This is a genomic window from Pandoraea pulmonicola (assembly GCF_000815105.2).
Taxonomy (GTDB): Bacteria; Pseudomonadota; Gammaproteobacteria; order Burkholderiales; family Burkholderiaceae; genus Pandoraea; species Pandoraea pulmonicola.
In genome coordinates this window covers 1,666,350-1,692,972 of sequence record NZ_CP010310.2, presented here as the reverse complement: position 1 = coordinate 1,692,972, position 26,623 = coordinate 1,666,350, and the positions used below count along the sequence as shown (strand labels likewise).

At 64.0% G+C, this 26,623-nt stretch carries 10 protein-coding genes; 8 read left to right on the top strand and 2 right to left on the bottom strand.

Annotated elements, in window-relative coordinates:
* Nucleotides 1–21: 21 nt before the first annotated feature.
* Nucleotides 22–3,483 (bottom strand): molybdopterin-dependent oxidoreductase, encoded by a 3,462-nt coding sequence (locus tag RO07_RS07480; RefSeq protein WP_039409449.1) that lies wholly within the window; start codon nucleotides 3,481–3,483, stop codon nucleotides 22–24.
* A 98-nt stretch (nucleotides 3,484–3,581) separates the two neighbouring features.
* On the opposite strand from RO07_RS07480, the gene RO07_RS07475 reads away from it, so the two are divergent.
* The 7 genes from RO07_RS07475 to RO07_RS07445 all read left to right on the top strand — a co-directional run bounded on the left by RO07_RS07475 (nucleotide 3,582) and on the right by RO07_RS07445 (nucleotide 24,266).
* Nucleotides 3,582–4,508: a LysR family transcriptional regulator gene (locus RO07_RS07475; protein ID WP_039409446.1), complete on the top strand. Its 927-nt coding sequence runs from the start codon at nucleotides 3,582–3,584 to the stop codon at nucleotides 4,506–4,508.
* 602 nt (nucleotides 4,509–5,110) lie between these two features.
* Nucleotides 5,111–16,396: a Tc toxin subunit A-related protein gene (locus tag RO07_RS07470; protein ID WP_160118059.1), complete on the top strand. Its 11,286-nt coding sequence runs from the start codon at nucleotides 5,111–5,113 to the stop codon at nucleotides 16,394–16,396.
* A 477-nt stretch (nucleotides 16,397–16,873) separates the two neighbouring features.
* Nucleotides 16,874–17,659 carry a DUF3050 domain-containing protein gene (locus RO07_RS07465; RefSeq protein WP_039414626.1) on the top strand — a complete coding sequence of 262 codons (786 nt, stop codon included), beginning with the start codon at nucleotides 16,874–16,876 and terminating at the stop codon, nucleotides 17,657–17,659.
* Between the two features lie 164 nt (nucleotides 17,660–17,823).
* Nucleotides 17,824–18,747 (top strand): diiron oxygenase, encoded by a 924-nt coding sequence (locus RO07_RS07460; protein ID WP_039409439.1) that lies wholly within the window; start codon nucleotides 17,824–17,826, stop codon nucleotides 18,745–18,747.
* Nucleotides 18,748–18,757: 10 nt separating this feature from the next.
* On the top strand, nucleotides 18,758–22,372 hold the full coding sequence (locus RO07_RS07455) for an amino acid adenylation domain-containing protein (protein WP_039409436.1): 3,615 nt from the start codon (nucleotides 18,758–18,760) through the stop codon (nucleotides 22,370–22,372).
* Between the two features lie 61 nt (nucleotides 22,373–22,433).
* Nucleotides 22,434–22,925 carry an SRPBCC family protein gene (locus RO07_RS07450; RefSeq protein WP_039409433.1) on the top strand — a complete coding sequence of 164 codons (492 nt, stop codon included), beginning with the start codon at nucleotides 22,434–22,436 and terminating at the stop codon, nucleotides 22,923–22,925.
* 114 nt (nucleotides 22,926–23,039) lie between these two features.
* A complete protein-coding gene (locus RO07_RS07445) occupies nucleotides 23,040–24,266 on the top strand; it encodes an aminotransferase-like domain-containing protein (protein ID WP_039409430.1) in 1,227 nt (408 codons plus the stop codon).
* 74 nt (nucleotides 24,267–24,340) lie between these two features.
* Here RO07_RS07445 and RO07_RS07440 read toward each other — a convergent pair whose 3' ends face one another.
* A complete protein-coding gene (locus tag RO07_RS07440; protein WP_039409427.1) occupies nucleotides 24,341–25,255 on the bottom strand; it encodes a LysR family transcriptional regulator in 915 nt (304 codons plus the stop codon).
* Between the two features lie 207 nt (nucleotides 25,256–25,462).
* Here RO07_RS07440 and RO07_RS07435 point away from each other — a divergent pair, with 207 nt between their 5' ends.
* Nucleotides 25,463–26,539 (top strand): sigma-54-dependent Fis family transcriptional regulator, encoded by a 1,077-nt coding sequence (locus RO07_RS07435; protein ID WP_039409424.1) that lies wholly within the window; start codon nucleotides 25,463–25,465, stop codon nucleotides 26,537–26,539.
* Nucleotides 26,540–26,623 lie beyond the last annotated feature (84 nt).

Here is a 26,623-nt window from a genome sequence, read left to right as displayed (position 1 = left end):
AGATGGCATCTCGGAGAATTTTCAGGCGTCGATCACGATGGCTTCGCGCGGCACGGCCTGGCAGGCCAGGCACATGCCGGGTTCGTCGAGCGCCACATCGCTCATGTGATCGACTTCGCCCGCGAGCACGCGCACGGCGCAGCTCTCGCACTGCCCGACGCGGCAGCCGCTCGGCAGCGGCACTCCCAGCGACTCGGCAAACGACAGCAGACTGCCGTGCGACGGTGTCCACACGGCTTCGCGGCCCGAGCGGGCGAACGTGACGGGCCATGCGGCATCGGTGTCGACACGCGGCGCGCCGGGCGAGCGGAAGATCTCCTTGAACATGTCGAATGCCGGCATGCCACGCGCGGCGAGCCCACCCATGATCGCGGCCATCATCGGCTCCGGGCCGCACAGGTAGACGCGCGCACGGCGGGCAATCAGTTCATCCGACACGACGGCCGCCGACAACCGCTCCGACGACGCGTAATCGCGACCGGGAACGTCGAGGTCGCGCGGCGCATCGTAATAGTTGACGATGTGCACGTTCGGTAGCCGCCGCGCCAGCACGACCAGGCGATCGCGAAACGCGTGCGTCGCACCATTGCGATTGGCGTAGTGCAGCCAGACTTCCGGCGTTTGCCCGACACCCCGCCCGATTTGTTCCGCGAGCGATTCGAGGTAGCAGAGAAATGGCGTGATGCCGATGCCGCCCGCGAAGCACAGTACCGGCTGACGGCTTTGCAGCGGCATGACGAAACGTCCCGATGGCGCACCGAGTTCGATCACGTCGCCCACGCGTGCGCCGGTATTGAGCCAACCGGAGACAAGGCCTTCGAACGATTCTCCTTGGGGTGTGCGTCCCTGTTGATGGCGCACGGCAATGCGATAACCGCGTCGTTCGTACTCGTTCGACGGCCCCGTCAGCGAATAGGCGCGCGTGACCGGTTGCGCATGCCCCGGGATCGATACACGTACGGTGACGTGCTGCCCCGGCAGATAGTCGGGCAGTCCCACGTCGTCCAGCGGTTCGAGGGCGATGGCCCGAACGCCGTCGGCTGCCGCCTCGAGTTCGCCGATACGAAAACGCGCCTGGCCGTCCCACGGCCGACGGGCCGGATCGCTGGCCGCGTCGCGCGATACATCGCATCGGAACGAGCGCATCGGCGACGAGCCGCTGATCGGATCGATGTCCCGAGTCGTCACGAGCGCGTTGTAGTTGCTCGACTGTTCCCCGCTGATGGTGAAGCCGCCGCGTCCGGCACCGTCGCACGCCTGCCACCAGCCGTATTCCGCAAGCAGCACGTCCTCGGCCACGCCCGTGTCGAACGTCGCGCGAAACCGTGCAACGCCGGCCGGCGTCGTCACTCGCACCCAGTCGCCTTCGGCAATTTGCTTGCGCTGCGCGAGCGCCGGGTGCAGATGCACCATCGGGTCCGGCGCGCGCATGCGCAGGCTCGCCAATCCGCGATGCTGACTATGACAGTAGTAGCCGTTCTTCGTCGAGCCGAGCAGCAGCGGGAAGCGCGGCGCATCTTCCTCGGAGACGTGACGCGACGTCACATGCACCGGCACCGGTGGATAGCCATGGCGCAGCAGGCGCTCGGAATACAGCTCTACGCGCCGCGTCTCGGTCGCGAAGCCGCGAACGCCGCCAGCCTCGCTACGGGCGTACTTGCGTTCGTATTGCGGCTGCGGGCGCGAAATACCTTCGGGGTGCGCACGCAAGGTCTTCACGTCGAGCCCGGTCGGGGCCAGTTGATGGTTCCACCCAGCTTCGAGACTGCCGCCAAAAAACGCGTCGCCCATCCCCAGTCGTACGGCGAGATCGAACACGATATCGTTGTCGCTGCGCGATTCGCCGCGCGGCGACACCATGCGCTGACGCAGTTGAATCAATGCGTCGGCCTGGTCGTCGATCTCGAAACCGGGGCGCAGCCCTTCGCGCTCCCACGGCGTATTCACCGGCAACAAAATATCGGCGTAGCGCGACGAAGGGGTTTCGAACAGATCGCAGTGAACGTGGAATTCAAGCGCTTCGAGCGCCTCGCGCGCCATCTCGTAATCGGCTTGCGACACCAGCACGTTGGTGCCGAAGCAGAACAACGCGCGAACGCGGTACGGCTCGCCGTCGAGGATGGCCCGATAGGTGTCGCGCGCCGTCACCCAGCCGCGCGCGGGCGGTCCCAACGGACGCTCGTCGATGCCCAGCGCTTTCGCCTGCTGCTCGGAGCTCAGCAACTCGTGCTGCGCGACGGCATTCACCGGCTGGCGCGTCATCACACGATTGCCGCCGCGTCGATCGAAACTGCCCGTGAGGGCATACAGCACGGCGATGGCGCGCTCGATCTGCGTGGCGTTGGCATGCTGCGCCACGCCCGACCACGCGTGATAGGCGACGCGCTGCGCGCCGTCGAACAGATCGGCTGCCGCATCGAGTTGCGCGGGCGTCACCCCGCACAACTCGCTCACGGTCGCCGGATCGTAGGGCGCGAGCCCTTCGCAAAGATGATCGAAGGCCGGACGGCAGACGATGCGCGAACCGCCGTGGCCGTCGAGCACAAACTCGCCGCGCAAGGCGGCGCGAGTCGCGGCGTCGCGGGACAGCACATGTGCCGTGTCGTAGGCCTGAGCGGCGGCGGCCAGTTCGTCCCAGATGACGAAGGCGTCCGGCGGCGTGCCGGCATCCGGCGCCGCCAGCTCGCGCGCCCGCAGGAAATGGCCGTTGTCGTTGCGCACCAGCAATGGCGCATTGGTCCAGCGCCGCACGAAGACCTCGTCGAAGCGCCCGGTGTCGACGAGACGCCGCGCGAGACCGAGGGCGAGCGCGGCATCGGTCCCGGGCCGCACCGGCAGCCAGGCGTCGGCATCAGCCGCCAACGGCGTCTTGCGCGGATCGACGACCAGCAGGCGCGCGCCGCGTGCGCGGCCGCGACCAATGGCGTTGGCCTGGCTCAGCCAGGTGCTGGTCGGGTTGTGCCCCCAAAGCATGATGACGTCAGCCTGCGCGTAGTCCGCCGTCGGCATCCCGCAACCGAACGTGAAAGCGTGCGCGAAGTCCTTGTGCCAGTTGCAGATTTCCGTCGCGTAGACCGTATTGGGGCTGCCGAACACCCGGATGAAGCGCTCGATCCAGTCGATGCTGTCGGACAGCGGTGTGCCGCTCGGCGTCGTGACGCCGAACGCCACGGCATGCGCGCCGCTCTCGCGGCGGATGTCGCCCAGACGCGTGGCGATCTCGGCAAGCGCCTCGTCCCATGAGATGCGTTCCCAGCGCGGGTCGTCAGCCCCTTTCGGGGCCGTGCGGCGCAGCGGCGTGGTCAACCGGTCCGGATGATGCACCAACTCCGGCGCGGCCTTGCCCTTGCGGCACATGGCGGCGCCGTTCGGATGCGACGGATCGGGCTCCACCGCGATAAGCACGTCGTTTTCCACGCGATTGAGCGTGCCGCAGCGGGATCTGCACAGCGTGCAAAACCCGGGCTTGACCTCCTGAACCATGTCCCGTGCGTCTCTATATGAAGCGATGCGCCGATGCTATACAGCAGGAGGTTTTATTACTAATATAAAAAATATAGTTTGCAATATTGATTTTTTAAATGAAGCCAACTCTGCGTCAAATCGAGTACTTCGTGGCCGTGGCCGAAACCGGCCAAGTGATGCGTGCGGCCGAACGATGCAGCGCCTCGCAGTCATCGCTGACGATTGCCTTGCAGAACCTGGAAGTCATCGTGGGCACGCCGCTGTTCGTCCGGCACGCGAAAGGGCTGCGTCCGACCGAGGCCGGCGAGCGCTTCCTGCGGCACGCCTACCGCATCCTGAACGCCACCGACGATGCCCTGCACGAAGCCCGCACGCTCCCCGACGACGCGGGTGGGCACCTGCGTCTGGCCGTCACGGAGACGATCTCCGCGTACCTGCTGCCCTCGGTGGCCAGCATGCTGTCGAAGCGATTTCCCAATGTCGAACTCACGTTGATCGAAGGCGACCGGCACGAGGTGGAAGCCGCGGTGCTCGCGGGCGACGTCGATCTCGCCTTGCTGCTGGTGTCGAACGTCGTGGCCGACGGGCTCGTCTCGCATACGCTGCTGCGCTCGACGCGACGCTTGTGGACGAGTCCGGGGCATCCGCTGCTGAACAAGCCGTCCGTCACGCTCGACGACGTGCGCGGGCAGCGCTTCCTGCTGCTCGATATGGACGAGCACGTGCAGACCGTCGAGCGCTACTGGCATGCGGCGCACGTCGAGCCGGTCGTGCATTTCCGCACGCGCTCGATCGAATCGATTCGCAGCCTCGTGGCGCAGGGATATGGCGTGTCGATTCTCTCGGATCTCGTCTACCGGCCGTGGTCGATCGATGGCGGGCGGATTCTTCGGCGGGATCTGAGCACGGGCGTGCCGTCGATGGATGTGGGACTGGTTTGGGCGGAGCGACGCCCGCCGCAAGGACTGACCGAGCGTCTCGTAGGCGCGCTACGGATGCTCATCCGGGAAATCAACGATCGCGGGCATATGGGTGTCGAATGACGGTTGATACCGATTGACGGCCGAGGATGACGGGTCGTCCGTCCGGTGCGCTCTGATTGGCAGCATTCCCGTAGACATGTTGCAAATCATTTTCGTATTCGAGGGAGTTTCAGAATTTCCGTATTCAAGGCGGAGTTGTGGTTAAACGAATCGATCCGCATCAATCGCGCAAAGAATAACGAATAGCGAATTGATTCATGGCCCGCGTCCAATCGTAAGCGGAGCGACTCCATCCGACCGTGATGTTGCTTAGGGTATACCTTACGCGCTGCTGTGGAATTCACCTCGATCGGTGGTGTCCGCCCATTCTGATCGCGCCTTCCTTGATGGTTTTTCCCAGTGCGGTCCTTTAAGCCAGTCTTTATCTAACGGGATCCCGTAACCCGATACTCATCCCCCAGCCCGAGCCGTCGGGAGGTGAACCTCCATATTGCTGGCACTGCAAGGAAAACCGCAGTTATTGATTCGGCCCCCATAAACCTGAGTTCCGACTCGCGCGGGTTCGGAAAATTAAATATTTTCTATACCGAATCAATATTTCCGTAGGCTATTCTTCGTTCTTATGATTTTCTTTTCGCGGCATGGCAATTGGGGGATTGATCATGGGCGTGTCACAGTCTGGTCGGACCGAAAAATCAGCTATCCAGAATTTTTTGCAGAAAAATCCGGACTTCGATCCACTCACTTTTGATTTTTTCGACCAATCTGCAGTTCAAGCACTGCGTCAAGCCGACGGCTTGGCGAATACCGACGGATCCCCCACAGAGGAAGTGCCCCCCTCCGACAAGCCGAAGAGGTCGACGACCTCCGAGAATATGGTGGAGGTCGGTACCCTGCAGGCCTACCAGCGCATGCTGCGACTGACCGGCGACGGCGCGACGGCGGAGGCGCTCGTCTCGCTCGGGCTCGATTCGGCGGCGGTCATCGCCGCCACGTCGCCGGCCCGCTTTGTCGAGACGACGAAGCCGATCTTCGGCGACGACGAGGCAGCAGCGCGGGCAGTTCATGCCAAGGCAGGCCATATCAAGACGGCGGCGCTGCATCTCTATGGCAGCGTCAAGGAACTGGTCGCCTCCCCCTCCTATCGCAAGGCGGCCTTCAACAGTGTCGCCCCGGAACTGGTCGACTATTTCACGCAAATCCCCAGCTATACGGGGCTGTTCGCGAACATGAACTATTTCGAGACCGATCCGGGCCAGACGATCTTCAGCCCGGCGGCCTATTTCTTCGATCTGATGCGGATCATCGACGAATACGTCACCCATCCCAACACGACGCCGGTCAGGACCATACCCCAGGGCTATACGCTCGAGGAGCGCCGCCCCGACCTATTCAAGCTGAAGCTCACGCCCGCGAATACGTTCGACGAGGTGCCGACGTTGGCGCTGGTCAACGACATCCTCGCCCATTTGATCACGGCGCGCGGCATGGGCGAGGCCTATCAATATCTGGCGCTGGCGTCCTATCCGTTCAATCTGCCGTTCAACCGTCCGCTGCTGGCGCTGCGCCGCGCGATCGCCGTCATGCAGTGTCCGCTGGTGGATCTGTACCGAGCGATGGAAGTCGACCGTGCCGCCCCGGCCGCCGACAGTGATAACGTGGTGCTGCCGCTCGATGTGGCGCGCGAGGCGACGGGGCTGTCGATCGCCGAGCTTGCCCTCGTCACCAAACCTGCGGGCGACACTGCCTACAGTTTCCCTGGCTCCGGCATCGTCGGCACCGTGGCCGGCTCGCCTTATGTTGTCGGCATCGGTGCGCGCTTCACGTCCGACATCGCCGCTGGCGACAGGCTAACGATCGGGCCGGAGACTCATAAGGTCACCGCTATCGCCAGCGACACGGTGCTGACGGTGGAGAACGTCTGGACTGAGGCCACCGCCGTCTCCTACGAAGCCGTGCGAGGTGAGAACGGGTTCCCGGGCAAAGGCGCGATAGACGGCACAATGTCCAGCGGTATCGTCACGGGAAGCGGCACGAGCTTCTCGATCCAGCTCAGGGTCGGCGACCGGATTTCCATTCCCGGGATTTACATTGGCGGGATAGAACCGCTTCGCACCGTGACGGCTATCGTCTCCGACACGAGCCTGACGGTCGATCATCCTTGGCCTCTCGGGTTCAGCGGGACGGCCTACACGATTATTCCCGTCAATGTGGGCAAGGGTGAGGTCGCCGTCACGGAGGCGAGCAACACGGTCACGGGAACGGACACGCGCTTCACAAGCCAGGTCAGGGTGGGCGACGAGATCACCATTACCTTCGACCATGAGGATCTAGGGTTTCGTACCGTGGCCGAGGTCATTTCCGATGAGGTCCTGAGAGTCACGCGGGCTTGGCCCGTGTCATTTGATGGCGCCTATAAGATCGAACTTCCGGGCAGCGGGGTCGTCGCCATCACGGCGGGTGAGACGACAGCGACCGGAACGGGCACGAGCTTCTTGACGGAAGCCAAGCCCGGCGACTTGATTACCATCAGGGGATTGGGGGATGGCGCAGGCTTGACTCACGTCGTGACCTCGATCCTTTCCGATACTAGCCTCACGGTCGACGGACCTTGGCCCACTTCACATGACAACAACACTTACCTGATCACTCGGGGCGATCCGACCAAGGGCAAGGTGGCCATTGCAAAGGAGGATACGACGGTCAGGGGAACCGGCACGAAGTTCTTGACCGATGCCAAGGTCAATGACGCGATTGGCCCTTTCATTGACCGGGACCTACCGGCACATACCGTCACCAACATCATCTCCGACACGAGCCTGACGGTCGACCGGCCTTGGCCCGCCTCCTATGATGGCAAAAGCTACAAGATTACTTCGGTGAGGAAGGGCCCGGGCGGCATCGTCTACAGACGGGGAGAGACCGGCGTCATGGGCACCGGCACGGCCTTCACCACGGATTTCGCCGCGGGCAGTAAGATCCGCGTCGGTGACGTCACTGTCCCCGTCACCAAAGTCACGTCGGACACGAGCCTTACCGTGGCCACACCGTGGTCCGAGGCAGCGGGCGCGGGCTACTTGATTGCGCTGGCCGATGGGACCGAGGCAGCGGTGTCGCGCGCCTATGGCTACGATATCCCGCGCACCTCGCCACCCTTCGCCGGCACCGGCATCGTCGGCTCCCTCGCCGGCTTACCACGGGTAATCGGCATCGGCACGCGTTTTCAGTCCGAGATCGTCCCCGGCGATCAACTGACCATCGGCCATGTCACCCATACCGTCAGCGCCATCGACAGCGACACGGCGCTGACCGTGGATACCCCCTGGGAGACCACCAACGCCGTCTCCTACGTCGCCGTGCCGGCGCCGGGAACTGGCCAGACCCACCGCACATTTCCTGGCACAGCCACGATTACCATCAAATCGGGTAGCAACGAGGTGGTGCAGTATGGCAGTAATACGAACTTCCGATGGCAGTTCGCACCTGGCGACAAGATCATCGTGGAGGGCGAGGCTCGCACCGTCGTCGAGGTTATCAGCGACGCAAAGCTGACAATCGACCAGCCTTTTTCCTTTAGCAAGGACAACGTCCCCTACCAGGTCGACTGGCCCTACCGTGGTTTTCCGGGCGCTGGCACGATCGACGTCCGTGCGGACAGCACCGACGTGGTGGAAGATGCCTATTACACGAGGTTCCTGACCTGGAACGCGCCCGGCGACAAGATCATCGTGGGAGGCGAGACGCGCACCATAGTCGAGGTTATTAGTAATACAAAGCTGACGATCGACCGGCCTTTTACTTCTGATGGGACCAACGTCTTCTACCGGTACATCCCGACCAATCGCACATTCGTGGGCAAAGGCCAGATTTATGTCAGATTGGATAAAAATGATGTCTGGAAAGAGGGTTCCGATGCCAGTTTCCTGCGCCAGGTTGCGGCCGGGGACCGGATCATCGTGCGCGACCATGCACGCACTGTCACGGAGGTCCTCTCCGACACGAACCTGAAAATCGACCGGCCTTTTCCCTTTGCTGGGGACTATCTCCCCTACCTGATCGTCCCCGGAGGAGGGCAGCCCCCAGCTTATATCGGTTCGGGCGGCATCATTTACAAGCGGGGCGACAAGCGTGTCGAGGGCATCGGCACGACCTTCACAGCGGATTTCGCCAATGGCGGCAGTATCCGCGTCGGCGACGTCACGATCCCGGTCGCCAAGGTCGACTCGGACACGAGCATGACCATGGAGGCCGAGTGGCGCGCCGATGGCGGTGCCGGTCTGATGATCGCGCCGCCCGAGCGCAGCGGCAGGATCCTCGACATGCTGCCGAAAGCGGGCACCGGCACGGTCGTGCTCGCCAAGGACTCGAAGCGCCTCACGGGCAGCGGCACCGCCTTTCGCAGGCAACTTCAGGTCGGCGATCAGATCGTGTTTCCCGTCGTGGTCGGCGACGAGATGTGCATAACGCGCACCGTGACGGAGATACTCTCCGACAGCGAGGCGAAGCTCGACAGCGAGTCCCCTGTCACATCGGAGACACTCCACTTCACCATCCTGGCCCGCGACGGGCTCGACGTCGTCGACGTCTTCCGCGAACGCACCGGGCTGACGCCCACGGAGCTGACGGCGCTGCTGCGCCAGAACCTCGACGACGCCGAGCTCAAAGCAGGTGGCGCCGTTGGCTTCTTCATCAACGACACCGGCGAGACGCCGGCCACGATCACCACCTATTTCAGCAACGACCCGGGCAATCCAGTGCAGCGCCTGTCCGGCCTGACCTTGAAACGGCTTGACCGGATCAGCCGCTTCGTGCGCCTCGCGCGCAGCCTCGGCTGGTCGTTCGCCGATCTCCAATGGGCGATGACGGCGAGCGGCGCCACCGAGATCACCGATGCGCTGGTGATGGCTCTGAGCCGCATCGCCGCGCTGATGGAGAGCGAGAAGCTCGGCGTCGTGGAGATCACCGCGCTGTTTTACGCTCTCAAGACGACCGGCCGCGTCGATCAGGCAAAACCGCAGGACCCGTTCGACAAGATCTACAACGCTCCCATGATGCTGAAGGGCGCCGATCCCTATGCGAAGGACTCGTCGACACCGTTCGATCCCTTCCGTCAGCCACCGCAGCTCTGGAACCTCAACCCTGAGGAGGAAAAGAAGACGGGGACGAACGATGTCATCCGCAGCCGCCTGCGCGCGGCGCTGCAGGTCAAGGACGCCGATCTGACACGGCTCGCCACGTATGTGCAATGCCTGACCGGTGCCGCCAAGCCCGACGAGATGAGCCTGACGCTCGCCAACCTGAGCTGGCTGTGGCGGCTCGCCGCCACCGCGAAGCGGTTCGGCTGGACGGTCGACGCCTACCTGACCTTCCTCGGCCTCGCCTATTATCCAACCGCGAAGGATTACTTCCTCCCGCCGAAGGATGCCGTGAGCTTTGCACTCGACAAGCTCACGGATCAGTTCGCCCTGGCGCACTGGGTCGAGGACAGCGACTTCGACATCGCGCAGATCCAGTACATCGTCACCGGCACCGCCCAGGGCTTCTCGCCGCCCTATGCCGAAGGCGACGTCGCCGGCTTCATGGCCGAGCTCGCCGCTACCGCCGCGTCGACGCATCTCTCCAGCACCACGCTTGCCGCCGTGCAGCTCGATGCGGCGCAGGCGAACGCGCTGTTCGACAAGCTGGTAAAGGAGGATTTCGTCACCGCAACCGGCATCGTGCTGCCACTCGACAAGAAGAAAGAGACGACCGACCATACGGTCAGCTATGACGCCGTCGCCGATCTGCTTCCGGTTCACATCGGCGAGAATGATGCCGTCTTCGGCTTCAACGACGCCTCCTTCGCCAGCGCAAACAAAGGCATCAGCGCGGAGGAGTCGAAGCATGTCTATGCCGCGCTGCTCCAGAACAAACCGCCGATCCTCGAGCCACAGTCGTCCGGGGCCGCCGCGGTAGCGCAATCCTTCGGGCAAGCGACCGATCTTTCCTTCCTCGCCCCGCTCTTTTCCGATGGCGCCGTCGCCAAGGTGGAGATCGTGCGCCAGATCCTGCTGGCGGCGCGCGATGGGGTCGACAGCCTTATCAACATTCTCGACCAGACGCTCCAGGTGCAGCACGCGACCTTCACCCAGGCGCTGGCCAGCTTTACCGGCGTGGCGCAGCCGACGGTCACGGCGCTGCTGCCCTTCGCGAGCGAGCGCGCACCCCTGCCCGATTATCTGGAGGTTTTCCTGACGCCGCTGCCGGAGGGCAGCACGCCGCCCAAGCCAGCGCTGGCGCTCATCGCCGAGGTGGCGCGGTTCGGTCTCGTCGCCGGCACCTGCCGGCTCAATCCGGTCGAGACTGCCTATTTCACCTCGACGGATGGCGGGAAGCATTTCAACATCGACTGGCCCGTCTTCAACATCCGCGACATCAGCAGCATCGCGGCCTATGTGGCGCTGCGCAATGCCATCGGCGCCGATGAGGACGGGATCATCACCTATTTCAGGACGCCCGCCGATGACAAGGACCATCCCGGTCGCAAGGCGGCGGCGCTGGTGGCGGCGACCGGATGGGACGCCAGGGATGTCGATGTGCTCACCGCCTATTTCTGGCCGAAACCGGCGCCGGACGATGCCAATACGGTAGCGGGGCTGACGCGGCTTGCCACCGTCTTCGGCATCGAGCGCCGGCTCGGCGTGCGCGCGCAGACGCTGAAGGAATTGATCGCCACCAGCCATCTGCCGATCGAGTCCAAGGAGAAGCCCAGCAGCGTCGATCCGGCCCACTGGAAGACCTATGAGGACGCAGCCAAGACCGCCCGCGGCATCGTCAACGCCACCTTCAGCGACCAGGCGCGCACCGACGCCGATGCGACCATCGACGGCGAGGTCAACGCCGCATCGCGCGATGCGCTCGTCGGCAACGTGCTGTGGTGGATGCACGCCGCCAACCCGACGATCGTCAGCGTCAACGATCTCTACCGCTACCTGCTGCTCGATGTCGAGATGGGTTCCTGCGCCACCACTTCGCCGATCGCCCAAGCCATCGCCTCGGCGCAGCTCTATCTGCAGCGGGCGCGAATGATGCAGGAGTCGGGCGTGCTCACGCTCGACATCCCGGACGTCTGGTGGTCGTGGATGATGAACTACCGGATCTGGGAGGCCAACCGCCGGATCTTCCTCTATCCCGAGAACTATCTCGAGCCGTCGCTGCGACAGGATGCGACGCCGGATTTCGAGACCCTGACCTCTGACTTGCTTCAGAATGATCCGACCAAGGACAACGTGGTCAAACCGTTCGAGACCTTTCTCAAGGCACTCGCGGTGCTGGGCGGCCTGACCCCGGCCGGCGCCTATCAGGCGCGCCGCAAGGATCCGCAGACGGGCAAGGAAGAGGACACGCTGTTCGTGGCTGGCCGCACCCGGGCGCAGCCCTATCAATTCTATTTCCGCACCCTCGACAACGCGCTCGAATGGAGTCCCTGGCAGACCATTGACCTCACCATTGCCGGCGAGCGCCTGTCGCCGGTCCATGCCTTCGGCCGGCTTTTTATCTTCTGGAGCGAGTTCGACAGATCGCAAAGCGGCACCGTCGCCGGTCAGAACTCGAGCACGCAGACCGTCGACAAGGCGAGCCTTCGCTACGCCTTCTACAACGACGGCGAATGGTCGCCTCCCCAGTTGCTCGACGACATGGCGCTGCTCAACACTTATCCATCGCCCCATTACTCCCCTGGCATCACCGACAGGCTCCAAAATTCCTTGCGCAAGAAGAACAGCTATTGGCAGTTTCCTTATGTGCTGGCTACCGGCCGTGGCTTCGTTGGAGCGGGACGTGTGGAATTTTCCAAAGACAGTGCGGTGCTCAATGGCATCCGTACCCAATTCACGCGTGACGTGCGGGCGGGCGATACCATCGTCTGCTTTGGTGAAAGCCGTGTCGTCAGCCTCGTGGCGAATAACGATCAGATCATCGTCACGCACCCCTGGTCGGGCACGGCCGAGCGTGCGGAATACAAGATCATTCCAGTCAACGAAACGAGCCACCTCATGCCCTTTACCGGCACGGGCAAGGTCTCGACGACTGCGAACAGTGCGAGCGTCACCGGCAAGGGCACACGTTTTCTCGATGAAGTCGCTTTAGGCGACAGGATCGCCATTGGCGGGGGATCCTATGTGGTCCTTGATATTCAGAGCCAGGAACAGCTCACGGTCGACCAGAACTGGACCGAGGCGCACAAGGATGCCGCATATACGGTGGCGTCCAGCCGGCGCAGCAATGAGACGATCATGGTCGGCTACAGCACATGGCAGCAAACGGCGGACACGGTAAGTTACACGAATTTCAATCCTGTGCCCAATGACACCGAGGACAACTTCATCGCCGCGCGCAATAGCGTGGGTCAATCGGTCACCGACGCGATGCGGCTGGCGTATCACTATCGCCCCGCCGCCAAGGGTGGTGGCAATCCTATTGCCGGCTACGTGCCGGTGTCCAACTGCATCTTCCTCGACGCCAATCTGGCGCGCTCATCGGCCAAGGTGCTGTGGACGGACTATGCCTATGGCTCCGAAGCCAATGCCCGTCCCTATCGTCCCGAGTTGCCACGCCAGTTCGCACGCCTCTCCGTCCATCTCAGCGATAATCTCTTCTACGACAATTATTGGGGCACGAACCTGCCCGGTCTGCTCGATTCCGATCGGAATCCGACGGTGGAGGGCAGCGTCGACCTGCTGTTCAACATCAACGCGGACAAGGCCTCGCTCCTGCCTGTCGGCAACAAACCGGGCTCGTTCCTGTTCGACAATGGCGACGAGACCTTCCTGGTACGGCCTGACGACCCGACGGTCCGGCATCTTTCCGAAATATTGCTGCGCAGCCCGCGGCCGTGGCCGGAGAAGGAGCTGGTCAGCAGTCAGATCCTGAGCACGGGGAACTATACGTCGTCGGCCTCCCCCCTCGCCGGGACCCGCTTCAGCTTTACTCGGCTGTCGACCTCCGTGATGCCGGAACTGCAGCGTCGGCTGTTCCTCGACGGCATCGACGCGCTGCTCTCGCCTGCGTCGCAATATCTGTCGGAACTGCCGTTCGATCGGTTTGCCCGCGCGGCCACCGCACCGGAGCCGCAGGTCGTGCCCCCGACCTCGGCGTTGATGGATTTCGACGGCGCCTTCGGCCTTTATTTCTGGGAACTCTTCTTCCACGCGCCGTTCCTGGTCGCCGACCGCCTGCAGGGCGTCGGCAAGTTCGAGGACGCGCTATCCTGGCTGCAATACATCTTCAACCCGATGCAGCCGCCCAGCGCCGATGACGGGCCGGAGTCGGCCACGCGATTCTGGCGCTTCCGGCCGTTCCGCCACATGGATCAGCCGTCGCTGGCCGCCAGCCTCACCGATCCACGCCAGATCAAGGCCTACAATAACGACCCGTTCGATCCCGACGCCATCGCCGCGATCCGCCATGTCGCCTACGCCAAAGCGATCGTCATGCGCTATGTCGACGCGGTGCTGGACTGGGGCGACGCGCTGTTCACGCAATACACCCGCGAGACCATCACCCAGGCGACCAATCTATATGTGTTGGCCCAAGACCTGCTTGGCGCCAAGCCAGTCTCGCAGGGGCGGCTGCCACTGCCGCAGCCCAAGAGCTTCAGTGAGCTCAAGGAGAAATATAAGGACGAGATCCCGCAGTTCCTCATCGACCTGGAGAACACACCGTTCCTGACGCGGCTCGACGACGACGCCCGCTACACGAGCCAGCCGGTCAATGATGTGATCGCCTATTTCGCGGTGCCGGAGAATGCGGATTTCATGAAATATTGGGATCGTGTCGATGATCGGCTGTTCAAGATCCGCCATTGCATGAACATCGACGGTCAGGCAGTGCCGCTGGCGCTGTTTGCGCCGCCGATCGACCCGGCGATGCTGATCCAGGCGATGGCCAACGGCGGCGCCGCGGCACTGGCGAACGCCCTGACGGAGGGGGTGCCTCATTATCGCTTCGGCTTCCTCATCGAGCGGACCCAGGCTATCGTCACCCAACTCTCCAGCCTCAGTACCAATTTGGTGTTGACGCTGGTAAGACAGGATGCGGAGGCCCTGAGCGTGCTGGCCACGGAGCAGGAGAATCTGCTCCTCAAGATGACCACCATGATTAAGGAGCAGGAAATCGCCGAGGCCGAAGCCGACGGCAAGGCGCTCGGGGAAAGTCTCGCCAGCGCGCACGACCGTCAGGCTTATTATGCCGGGCTGATCAGTAACGGCATCTCGGCCCGCGAGCAGGCCAGCCTCAACAGCATGCTGGCCGGGCAAACCTTGAACATGATGAGCTCGGTCGTGCAGTCGGCGGCATCCATCGCCTATACCATGCCCCAGGTCGGTTCGCCCTTCGCCATGACCTTTGGCGGGGTGCAGCTCGGCAGCTCCCTCACGGCTGCCTCCAGCGTGCTCGAGACAGCGGGAGCGCTCACGAACGTATCGTCAACGCTGATCTCGACCCTCGCCTCCTATGAACGCCGCGCTCAGGAGTGGCGCCTGCAGGAGCAGCTCGCCGCCCATGACACGGCGCAGATCGACACCCAAATCCAAGCCAACGCCATCCGCATCGCCCTCGCCAAGCAGGGGCTCGTCATCCACGAGGAGACGATCCGGCAGAACCGGGAGCGGGCAACCTTCCTCAAGGACAAGTTCACCAGCAAGGCGCTCTTTCAATGGATGGCCAATCAGATGAGCCGCGTTCAATTCCAGACTTATACGCTCGCCCACCAGCTTGCAATGACGGCACAGCGCGCCTATCAATTCGAATACAACAGTGATCGCTGTTTTGTGACTTTCGATTACTGGGACGCTGCTCATCGCGGCCTGACCTCGGCCGACGGTCTACAACTGGCGCTCACTCAGATGGCGGCGAGCGTGCTCGATGCGCCTCGGTCGCTGGAAATCGAGCGCACCATCTCGCTGACGAATGTCAATCCCCTGACGCTGATCCAGTTGCGCGAGAAAGGCGAGTGCTTCTTCGAATTCTCCGAGAGCCTGTTCGACCATGACTTCCCCGGTCATTACAGCCGCAAGATCAAAACGCTCTCGGTCTCGATCTCCAGCGCGGCCGGGCCCTATCGGGACATCAAAGGGACATTGACGCAGCTCAGCAATCAGGTCGTCCTGAAGTCCGACAACCAAGGGCTCAATGCCGTCAAGTTTCTGCTTGGAGAGGAGGACGCCACAGTGCCGCCGGCCTCGGCGATGCGCAGCAACTGGCGTAACCACCAGGAGATCGTACTGTCGAACGGGCAGGAAGACAGCGGCCTTTTCGCGCTCAACCTGGAGGACAGCCGCTATTTGCCCTTCGAGGGCACCGGGGCCGTGTCGTCCTGGCGACTGAGCCTTCCGAAGGGCACCAACCACATCGCCTTCGATGCGATCAGCGACGTGACCATCCGCCTGAAATACACAGCCAGCGATGGCGGCGACGCCTTTCGCCGCAAGGTGGCCGAGCTCGCCGAGTTGAAGACACTCACGGGCTTCGAATACATTGACTGCCGTTCGATGTATTACGACGCCTGGCAGCGCTTGTTCGCCTCCGTCGGTCCGACGTCCGACACGCAGACCCTGTCGCTGCCCATCGCCGATTTCGTGCCGCCGCACGTGGACAGCGCAAAGCTGATGGGCTTCTACATTCGTCTGTCGGCCGATCAATCTGTGGCGGGGTCCTATATCAGCATGGATCTCGGCAAGCAACCGGCCCCGGACGAGGTCAAGCTCGATGCGGCCAACACCATGTCCCGCATGTTCGGGGAGAATGACCGGCCCTACATCAAAGACGTTACGTCCAGGCCGGTCGAGATCATCTTCGATCTCAGGAAGACACCCGCCACCCTGAAAACCAACGGCAAGCTGAATGCGGATGCGCTGAAGAATATAGAGATCGTCTTTTACTACGTGGGAGATGTGAAACTCTCTGAGTGACAGCTTCAGAATCCGGAAGAAACAGTACGTTAGCCGCACTGCAGCACTATTAAAATCAATAGCTTATGGCTTAAAAACCCAATCAGGTGCGGTTCTATGGCACGACCGCGCTCGTCCCCGCCGCCCGCGTAGCGACTCGCACGTCCAGATCCCCCGTCTGGTATGGGCGCCATCGGGATTTTCCATTGATGGGCGTTGGGCACTTTCAGCCACAACATTTCCGGCATGTCGGTTGCGCGGCGAGTCTTGGCCGCTCCCGTCGCAACACCCGCGCGCACACCTGTCCACAAGTTGTACAGCTGTCATTCGCATCGCCCGCCGGAATCCGCCCCGGAAATTCCCCTCGACCTTCGTAATACTTACGTTTCGAGACGTTGGTATCGAACTTGCTAATCCATGTCCGCGACGACGTGAAAGTCGCGCCGCATTCCCCTCGCACAGGTTGAACTCAATTTCACTACCTCAAGGATGCATATCGTGGAAAAGATCGAACATCTCGAACGGCTGATCAACGAACATCACGCGACGCTGGCAAACCATCCGGTGTTTCACTCCATCGAATCGATGCAGGGCCTGCAGACGTTCATGGAATGGCACGTCTTCGCCGTCTGGGACTTCATGTCGCTGGTCAAGCGGCTGCAGGCGGATCTCACGACCATCACGCTGCCGTGGATCGCACCGCGCAACATTCACGCCGCACGCCTGATCAACGAGATCGTGCTCGGCGAGGAATGCGACGAGACACCGCAAGGCCCGATGAGCCACTTCGATCTTTACCTGGCCGCGATGCGCGACGTCGGCGCCGACACGCGCCAGATCGAGAAGCTCATCGACCTGCTGATCAAGGGCCACAGCGTGAGCGCCGCGCTTGCCGCGGTGGACGCCCCCGCCCCCGTGGTGCGCTTCGTCAACTCCACGTTCGCCACCTGCTACGAAGGCGCCACGCACCAGGTGCTCGGCAACTTCTTCTATGGCCGCGAGAACGTGATTCCGGACATGTTCCGCACGCTGCTCGACGGCTGGAAGATCGATCCCAAGAGCGTGCCGCTGCTCACGTTCTATCTCGATCGCCACATCGAGGTCGACTCCGGCGAGCACGGCCCGGCCGCGCGCGCGATGATCGCCGAGTCCGCCCGCAACGACGAGCGTCTGCTCGTCGAAGCCCTGGAAGCCGGTTTGCGCGCCATCGACGAGCGCCTGCGCCTGTGGGACGGCCTGCACGAGCACATCGTGGCGACGCAGAAGGAAGCCGTCGCCGCCTGACGAAAGGACGGACGGAAGAGAAGCGAAGCGGTACTCCCCCGGCACCCCTTCGCCGATCTTCCGTTCTTCCTGCTGTGTTCCGTGCCGGCAACGGTATCGCGCGAGACACGCTTCGCGGCGCCGTTGCCGAACTACCCGGCCCATCCCTATTCCGAGGCAACGCCATGTCATTGCAGAGTTACGTCAGCCACGCTGACCAATGGGAACAACGCGCCACGATCCGTTCCCGTCCGCGCCGCATCGTCGAAGACGATGAGCTGAGCTACTACCCTGTCGAGCGCCAGCCGCTGTACGCGCATCCGGCCGTCGTCGACGCCGGTCGGGAAGTGCAGGACTACATCCTGCTGCAGAGCTTCTACAAGTACATCAACGACGTCATCATCTTCGAGACGGAAATCGTCAACCGCACCGCGCTCGCGATCGCCAAGTCGCGCTTTCCGTTCCCGTTCCCGTTCGCCTGCCGCAGCGACGCGATGTCCGTGGTGATCGACGAGAACTACCACGCATACGTGGCCATGGACTATCTCGACCAGGTCGAGCGCAACACCGGCATCGGCCCCATCGAGCAGAACCGTGAAATCGAGCTCTCGCGCGCCATTCCGCGTGCAATGGAGTATGTGCCGCCGCAATACGCCGCGGGCATGGAACTGCTCGGCGTCGCCATCTCGGAGAACACGGTCACCGCCGAGGTCGCCGCGTTCTCGCGCGACACCACGCTCAAGCGCTCGGTCAAGGGCGTGATGGCGGATCACCTTGCCGACGAAGGCCGCCATTCGGTGTTCTGGATCAACCTGGTCAAGCTCTACTGGCAGGAGATCGACGAGACGGCGCGCATCGAACTCGGGCGCGGCCTGCCCTTCTTCCTGCGCGAATACCTCACCAACGAGTTGCAGCTCGAATTCGACCGACGGCTCATCGGCACGCTCGATCTTCCCGCCGCCACGCGCGAGCAGATCGCCAACGACATGGTGGGCGCCTATCCGATCACGAATCAGCACCCGATGATCGTGAACATCCGCAAATTCCTGAAGATGGCCGGCCTGCTCGATCACGAGCCGACGCGCGCGGCCATCGCGCAATATCTGTGAGGAACGTGCCATGAGAGCCATTTCCTTCGCCGTCGCAGGCAACCACCGTCTGGGCGCACGCGTGTTTGCCGCGCTGCACGACATGGGCCACGACGTGATGCCGCTGTGCGACGCGTCCGGACCACTGGCCGACATGGCCGCCCAGTTGGGCGCCGGCCTGCCCGACGCGCAGGCGGCGCCGGCCCAGGTCGAATGGCGCATCGACTGCGGCGGCGCCGACCCGCGCTTCGCCAGCAAGCCGCGCCACGTGCTGAGCTTTTCGGCGCGGGCCCCGGCGTTCCCGCCGGCAAGCGTCAGTCTCACCTGGCAATGGCATGGCCCCGCGGGCGTGGTGGACGTCGCCTCCCGCACGTGCGACTTTGGCCGCCCCGTCTGCGGCGCCGATATCGTCGCGCAGATCGAAACGGAAGCGGAAGCGCTGCTGGTCGACATCGTGAGCCAGCTCGGACGCGACATCCTGACGCCGGAGACGCTCGCCGCGCGCGCGCCGGCCACGCCCGTGCCGGGCAGCGTGCTGCTGGACCTGCACGCCCTGTTGGGCTGGCACGCCAGCAACGAGACGAAACGTGCATCGTTGCTCGAATCGATGGAACCGTCGCTGCCCGAGATGGTGTCGCGCACGGCGCTCGCAACGCCTTCGGCCATCGCGCTGCGAGACGCGCAGGGCGACGTCGACTATCGGACGTTCGTCGGCGCGTCGATGAAGCTGGCGGCACAACTGGCCGCCCTCCTGCCGACGCCGGCCGCCATCGACGACGGCGCACCGAGCGTCATCGCGGTACGTCTGCCCAAGTCGCGCCTGCTCTACACGGCCATTCTCGGCGCCATCGGGGCCGGGGCGGCCTACGCGCCGCTCGATCCGTCGTTCCCGCCGGAGCGGGTGCGCCAGATTCTCGAGCAGAGCCGTGCGACCTGCCTCATCACCGATGACGACTTCGACGCCAGCGCCATCGACGGCCTGGCGATCGACGTGATCCGCCTGCGCGAGCTCGATGGGTCGGACGTGGACATCGGCGTTACCGCCTGGCCGGTCGCCCGTCACGCGGACCGCGCGAGCCGCTGCGCCATCACGATCTTCACCTCGGGTTCGACGGGCACGCCGAAGGGCGTCATGCTCACGCACCGCAATATCGTGCACTTCTGCCACTGGTACCGCGACTACATCGGCATGGACGCGAGCTCGCGCGTGCTGCAGTTCTGCACGGTGGCGTTCGACGTCTCGCTGCTCGATATCTTCCCGACGTTCCTCTCCGGCGCGACGCTCGTGATCCCGACCGAGGCGCAGCGGCATGCGCTCGACGACCTGAGCGAGCTCATCGAGCGCGAAGCGCTCACGCACGCCTTCCTGCCGCCCGCATTGCTCGGCGTGATGCCCGACGCCGACTGGCCTGCCCTGCGCCACCTGCTCACCGGCGGCGACGTCTGCTTCCCCGACACGATTGCACGCTGGAGCCGGGGACGCGAATTCCACAACATCTTCGGTCCGGCCGAGTGCACCGTGCTCGTCACCATTGCGCGCCTCGAGGCCGGCGACAGCAACCGGCTGATCGGACAGCCCATCGCGAACGTGCGCTGCTACGTGCTCGACGAAGCGGGACAGCCGGCGCGTACCGGCGAGCCCGGGGAGCTCTGCGTGGCGGGCGCCGGGGTGGCCGACGGCTACCTCCATCGGCCCGATCTGACCGAGCGCAGCTTCGTCCCCAATCCGTTCGCCGATCCCGACGGCGCATGGCCTTCGGCACGCGACGAGATGCTGTACCGCACCGGCGACATCGTGCAATGGGACGAGGATGGGCTGCTGCACTTCGTCGGCCGACGCGACGCGCAGGTCAAGATTCGCGGTTTCCGCGTCGAGCTCGGGGAAATCGAGGGCGCGGCATTGGCCACCGGACTGTTCGGTCAGTGCGCCTGCGTCGTGGACGAGCGCAAGCGGATTCGCGGCTTCGTCGCCAGGCCGCTCGAGATCGGCGCCAACGGCGACACCCTGCGCGACCTGCTCGTCGCGCGCCTGCCCGACTACATGGTGCCGTACGAAATCGTCGTGCTCGACGCCCTGCCCGCCACCAACAACGGCAAGATCGATCGTGCCGCGCTTGCGCGTATCCCGGCTCAGCGCACGGGCGCCGCGGACGCCGGCGCGCAGAACGAGCCGCTCACCGAAATGCAGACCCGGTTGCGTGCGCTGTGGGCGCGCCTGCTCGATCTGGAGCCGTTCGAGATCGGCCGCGACGATTCGTTCTTCAACCTCGGCGGCCACTCGCTGCTCGTCTCCAAGCTGATGCTCGCCGTCAAGAAGGAATTCGGCGGCAACGCCCCGCTCGCGCGCTTCATGGAGCGGCCGACCATCGCAGCGCTCGCGTCGCTGCTCTCGAACGACGACGTCGACAAGGGCGAACGAATTCCGCCGCGCGTGTTCGACGACATGGTGCTGCCCGACGAGATCCGACCGGTCGACGGCCTGCGTCCGGTGCCCGACGGCGCCCGCGCCGTTCTGCTCACAGGTGCGAACGGTTTCCTCGGCACGTTCATCGCCGCCGAGCTGATCGCCCAGACGACGGCGGTCGTGCACTGCATGGTGCGCGCCGCAAGCCAGAAGGAAGGCGAGGCCCGGCTCGCGCAAGCGCTCCAGGCCAATGGCCTCGGTGCGCTGGCGGGCCATCCCCGGCTGAAAGTCGTTCTCGGCGATCTCGCCGAGCCGCGCCTCGGCCTCACGCCCTCGACCTGGCGCACGCTCGCCCACGACATCGACGCCATCTACCACAACGGGGCTCACGTCAATCACGTCTACGACTATCCGTACCTCTACGACGCGAACGTCGGCGCCACGCTCGAGTTGCTGCGACTGGCCTGCGAGTTCCGCAACAAGTCGATGCATTTCGTCTCCACGCTCTCGGCCGCGAGCGCGATGGACGAGACCGGGCACATTCTCGAGCAGGGACCCGCGCGCAACGCCCCGGCATTCGTGAACAACGGCTACAACGTAACCAAGTGGGTGGCCGAGCACCTCGTGTGGGAAGCGGCCGAGCGCGGGATCGACGCGACCATTCTTCGCCCGGGCAACATCACGGGCGTCGCCGAGACAGGTCTGTGCCAGCCCACGCGCAACCGAATCCTGCTGCTCGTCAAGGGATCGCTCCAGCTCGGCGCGGCGCCTGCGGGCGACACGGACTTCGACTTCATGCCGGTGGATTTCCTCGCGCGGGCCATCGTACGCTGCACGACCGACCCGCAGCGCGAACTGCGCGTATTCCATCTGCAGAATCCGCAACCGCTCACGTGGGAGGACTACCTCGGCGCGGTGGTCGAGTGCGGCTACCCGCTGACGCTGGAGGAGCCGGCCAAATGGCAACAGCGGTTGACGTCGATCGACGAGAGCAACGCGCTGTACGACGTCGTGGCGTTCTATCTCGACGATAGCCAGGAAGACATCGGCGACATGTCGCGCATTGCGCATGAGCGCACCGCCGGCGTGCTCGCGCGGTTGGGTGTCGCCTATCCGCGCAAGGATGGCCGGCTGCTCGCCAGTCACTTCCGCTATCTGATCCAGAGCGGTTTCCTGCCTGCGCCGACGTCGAGCGTGGCACAGCGTACCGAACGCGAGACGGACACGGCGCCCGTGGCCTGATCGCGATGCATCGCGTCTTTACTGTTTTCGTGCAGTCCCTTCACCTTTCAAGGAGTTCATCATGCTGCAAAAAGTCCGCACCGAACTGCAACCCGACACGCTGATCCACAACCTGACGACCACCGTGCACGCCGGTGTCGCGGACCTGAACGCGCCTGCGCGCAAGGTGTGGGACGTGGTCGGCCGCTTCGACGGCTACAACCGCTTCGTCACGGGTCTCGAGTACATCCAGATGACGGGCACCGCGACCGGCCCGCGCTCGCTGCGTCACAAGCATTTCACGGGCGGCGACCTCGTGGTCGAGCAGCTCAACACCCGCAACGACGACGCCATGACGATGAGCTGGACGCTGATCTACACCACCTTCGACATCGGCAACATGTGGGCATCGATGGAAGTCGTGCCGCGCGGCGAGAACGCCTGTACCGCCACCTATCGCATCGTGGGCGAAGCGCGCTCGGGAGACCCGAAGGACCAGCCGGCGTTCGACGCCTTCGCCGTCGGCTTCCTGAAAATGGCGATGGACAACCTGCGCAAGATGTTCAACGACTGACCGGCGCCGACAGCCGTTGGACGCGGCATCCTCGCGGCGCGCGCCGCGAGGATGCCGTCCGCACTCCCGCCTGGTTTCGAATCACTTCCGATTGGCTTCGTCAGGGACCGCCCCATGGACAGACACATTCCGCCTATCGCCCGCTGGCAGCTCGCCGAGCGCGCGCAACGCATGAAACCCTCCTCGCTGCGTGAACTGCTCAAGGTGGCCGAGCGCCCGGACATCATCTCGTTCGCCGGCGGTCTGCCATCGCCCTACGCGCTGCCGGTCGAGCGGCTGCGCGCGTCGGTCGAGCAAATCCTGCAGCGCGACGCGGTCGGCGCCCTGCAATACGGCCCGTCGGAAGGCTATACGCCGCTGCGCGAGGCGATCGCGGCGCGGCTTTCACGCGGCGGTGCGATCATCCGCCCGGCGCAGGTCCTCATCACCACCGGCTCGCAGCAGGCGCTCGATCTGGTCGGGCGGGTCCTGATCGATCCGGGTAGCCGCGTGCTCATCGAAACGCCCACGTATCTCGGCGCCGTGCAAGCGCTGGCGCAGTACGAACCGGCGTTCCGGGAAATGCCGTCGGACGGCGCCGGGCTGATTCCCGAATGCCTCGACGAAACGGCGATGCGCGACGCCCGTCTGCTCTACGTTCAGCCCAACTTCCAGAATCCGACCGGCCGCACGTTGCCGCTCGAGCGCCGCATTGCGCTGGTCGCGCAAGCCCGGCGTCACGGCCTGCTGCTCGTCGAAGACGACCCTTACGGCGAACTCGTCTACAGCGGCACCACGCCGCCGTCGCTGCTGTCGATGGCGCCCGACGACGTCGTGCATCTCGGCTCGTTCTCCAAGGTCATCGCCCCGGGCCTGCGCGTGGGCTATCTGGTCGCGCCCGAGGCGCTCATGATCAAGCTGCTGCAGGCCAAGCAGGCGAGCGACCTGCACACGGCCGGCATCACCCAGCGGCTGGCTCACGCGCTGCTCACCGACGGTGAGTACGACGCGCAGATCGACGCCATTCGACTGCGCTATCGCGCCCAGTGCGCGCTCATGCTCAAATGCCTGGCCGAGCACATGCCCGACGGCGTGTCGTGGACGCGCCCGGCCGGCGGCATGTTCCTGTGGGTCACGCTGCCGCCCGAAGTCGACAGCGCCGAGCTCTTCGAAGACGCCCTCGCCCGCGGCGTGGCCTTCATCCCCGGCGCGTCGTTCCATGCGCTCGCGCCGCGTGCCAACACGATGCGCCTGACGTTCACGACGGCCACGCCGACGCAGATCGAAACGGGCATCGCGCGTCTGGCGCAGGCGATCAAGGCCCGCCTGCACGCAACCGCGCCCTGCCTCGCCGTGTCGTGACAACACGGGGCCGGCGCGGCGCTCTGCGCCGACGGCCCCCTACCCGTGCCCGCCGAACGGCGCGTCGACAGACGTCAGGCGCACGCCTGCATCGCGGCCTCCGAAGGCTCCGACAGGCCGATGTTCTGCGCCGTGTGTATGAAACGTGACACGCATGGATTGCTGGTCGCCGCATTCCACACCAGCGCGACATCGATATGCGGCGCGTGCAGCAGCGGCACGAACTGCACGTTGTCGACGCGCGTGCTGCGCATGGAGCTGTGCACGAGCGCCACGCCAAGACGCTGCCCCACCAGGTTGACGATGGTTTGCTGGAAGTTCGTCTCCATTCGCACACGCGGCAGGAAACCCGCCTGACGGCAGTGGTCGGTAATGGTGTCGTGGATGAATGGCGACGCCTCGCGTGGCGAAATGATGAACGGATCGTCCCGAAGTTCGCCGATGGAGATCGCCGACCGGGCAGCGAGCCGATGACCGGCCGGCAATGCGGCGACGAGCGGCTCCCTGAAGATCGTCTCGGTACATAGTTCGCCGCTGGCATCGGACGAATACATGATGCCCACGTCCAGCCTGCCGCAACGCAACTCGGCGGCGAGATCGGTAGGAATCGTCTCCTTGAGCTTGACTTCGATGCGCGGGAACGCTGCGGCGAATGCGCGTGTGAGCACCGGCAATACGCTGCACGCGACCGCGAACATGAAGCCGGCACAGAGCACACCGGCTTCCCCGACCTCCGCGGCACGGGCGTGCGCGCGGGCCTGATCGAGCGTGGCGAGCACCGAGCGTGCATCGCGATTGAAGCGCTGCCCCGCGGCGGTAAGCCGGACGCTGCGCTGCGTTCTTTCGAACAGTACGACACCCAGTTCCTCTTCGAGCATCGCGATCTGACGCGAGAGCGGCGGCTGCGAAATGTGCAGCAGGTTTGCCGCCCGCCCGAAGTGGAGTGTTTCAGCCAGGACTACGAAATAGCGAAGTTGCCTCAGTTCCATGGAGCCAGCCCCTGTAAAGAACATCGGTTTCTATTCATAGCGAACCGGTATCAGTCGTCACATCATATGGTATTGGAGACGGCTCGCGAATCGAACTATGCTTCTTTTGCTTTATGGAGCACCCTCCCCACTGGCAATCGCGACGATGCGATCGAGCGCCGCCAAACGCAGCGCATGCCAATTCCTATAAAGTCAATGAGAGACGCTATGTACGCCCACGATCCGCTGGACCGTTCAAACGCAAACTTTCAGTCCTCCTTACGGCCCTCTCTGGGTCAACTGTCCGGCGACGACCCCGTCATGTTGGCCACCCTCGCCCGCGCCCGCCTGCTCATCGATCGCCAGCTCCCCATCCTGATCCTCGGAGAGACCGGCACCGGCAAGGAATACCTCTCGCGGGCGTTGCACGACTACAGCGCACGCAGGCGTGCCAGCATGGTGTCCGTCAATTGCAGCTCGATTCCGGAGAACCTGATCGAGAGCGAACTCTTCGGCTATCGCCGCGGCGCCTTCTCCGGCGCACTCAATTCCGGCATGAAAGGCAAGATCGAGCAGGCCGACGGCGGCACGCTGTTTCTCGACGAGATCGGCGACATGCCGGCCGCGCAGCAGACGCGCCTGCTGCGCGTACTCTCCGAACGGGAAGTCACGCCCATCGGCGCCACGCAGCCGGTGCCCGTCGATCTGCAACTCATTTGTGCGACGCATCAGAATCTCGAATCGCGCGTACAGGCGGGATCCTTTCGCGAAGACCTGTACTACCGGATTGCCGTGGGCATCGTGAACCTACCTCCACTACGACTACGACAGGACCGCGCCTGGCTGCTCAACACCATGATCGTGACCGAATCGCATGGCACCGCGAATCTCGATTCCCTCGACAGTGAAGCTCGCGAATTGCTGCTCACCTACTCCTGGCCAGGCAATCTTCGCCAGATGCGTGCCGCCGTTCAGTACGCTTGCGCCGTGAAAACCGACGACACGATCCGGCTGCGCGACCTGCCGTCCAATCTCGTACAACGCGCATCGGCGCCGGACGCCATCGCATCGCCGGTGCCGCCCACCTCTGCCCAACCTGCCACGCCGCTTGCCTCGCTGTCGGTGATCGCCAACGGCGAACGCGAGATCATCATCCGCGTACTCTCGTCGCGTCGCTGGAACATCTCCGCCGCATCGCGCGAACTCGGCATCTGCCGGACGTCGCTTTATCGCAAGTTGCGCGAACTGCACATTCCGCACGTGCGCGACATGGGCAGCGACGTCCTGCTCGGCACACCGCGCTGACTGCCGATCTGCCGATAGCCCCTGCCAACGCGGCAACAGGGCTGTGGGCTGCCATCGGCACGGCACAGCGCAACATGGCGGACG

Bases quoted from the DNA above. Each gene is read 5' to 3' on its own strand.
- RO07_RS07475 (WP_039409446.1), top strand. From the start codon at position 3,582: ATGAAGCCAACTCTGCGTCAAATCGAGTACTTCGTGGCCGTGGCCGAA.
- RO07_RS07460 (WP_039409439.1), top strand. From the start codon at position 17,824: ATGTCATTGCAGAGTTACGTCAGCCACGCTGACCAATGGGAACAACGC.
- RO07_RS07480 (WP_039409449.1), bottom strand. From the start codon at position 3,483: ATGGTTCAGGAGGTCAAGCCCGGGTTTTGCACGCTGTGCAGATCCCGC.
- RO07_RS07440 (WP_039409427.1), bottom strand. From the start codon at position 25,255: ATGGAACTGAGGCAACTTCGCTATTTCGTAGTCCTGGCTGAAACACTC.
- RO07_RS07470 (WP_160118059.1), top strand. From the start codon at position 5,111: ATGGGCGTGTCACAGTCTGGTCGGACCGAAAAATCAGCTATCCAGAAT.
- RO07_RS07435 (WP_039409424.1), top strand. From the start codon at position 25,463: ATGTACGCCCACGATCCGCTGGACCGTTCAAACGCAAACTTTCAGTCC.
- RO07_RS07445 (WP_039409430.1), top strand. From the start codon at position 23,040: ATGGACAGACACATTCCGCCTATCGCCCGCTGGCAGCTCGCCGAGCGC.
- RO07_RS07450 (WP_039409433.1), top strand. From the start codon at position 22,434: ATGCTGCAAAAAGTCCGCACCGAACTGCAACCCGACACGCTGATCCAC.
- RO07_RS07455 (WP_039409436.1), top strand. From the start codon at position 18,758: ATGAGAGCCATTTCCTTCGCCGTCGCAGGCAACCACCGTCTGGGCGCA.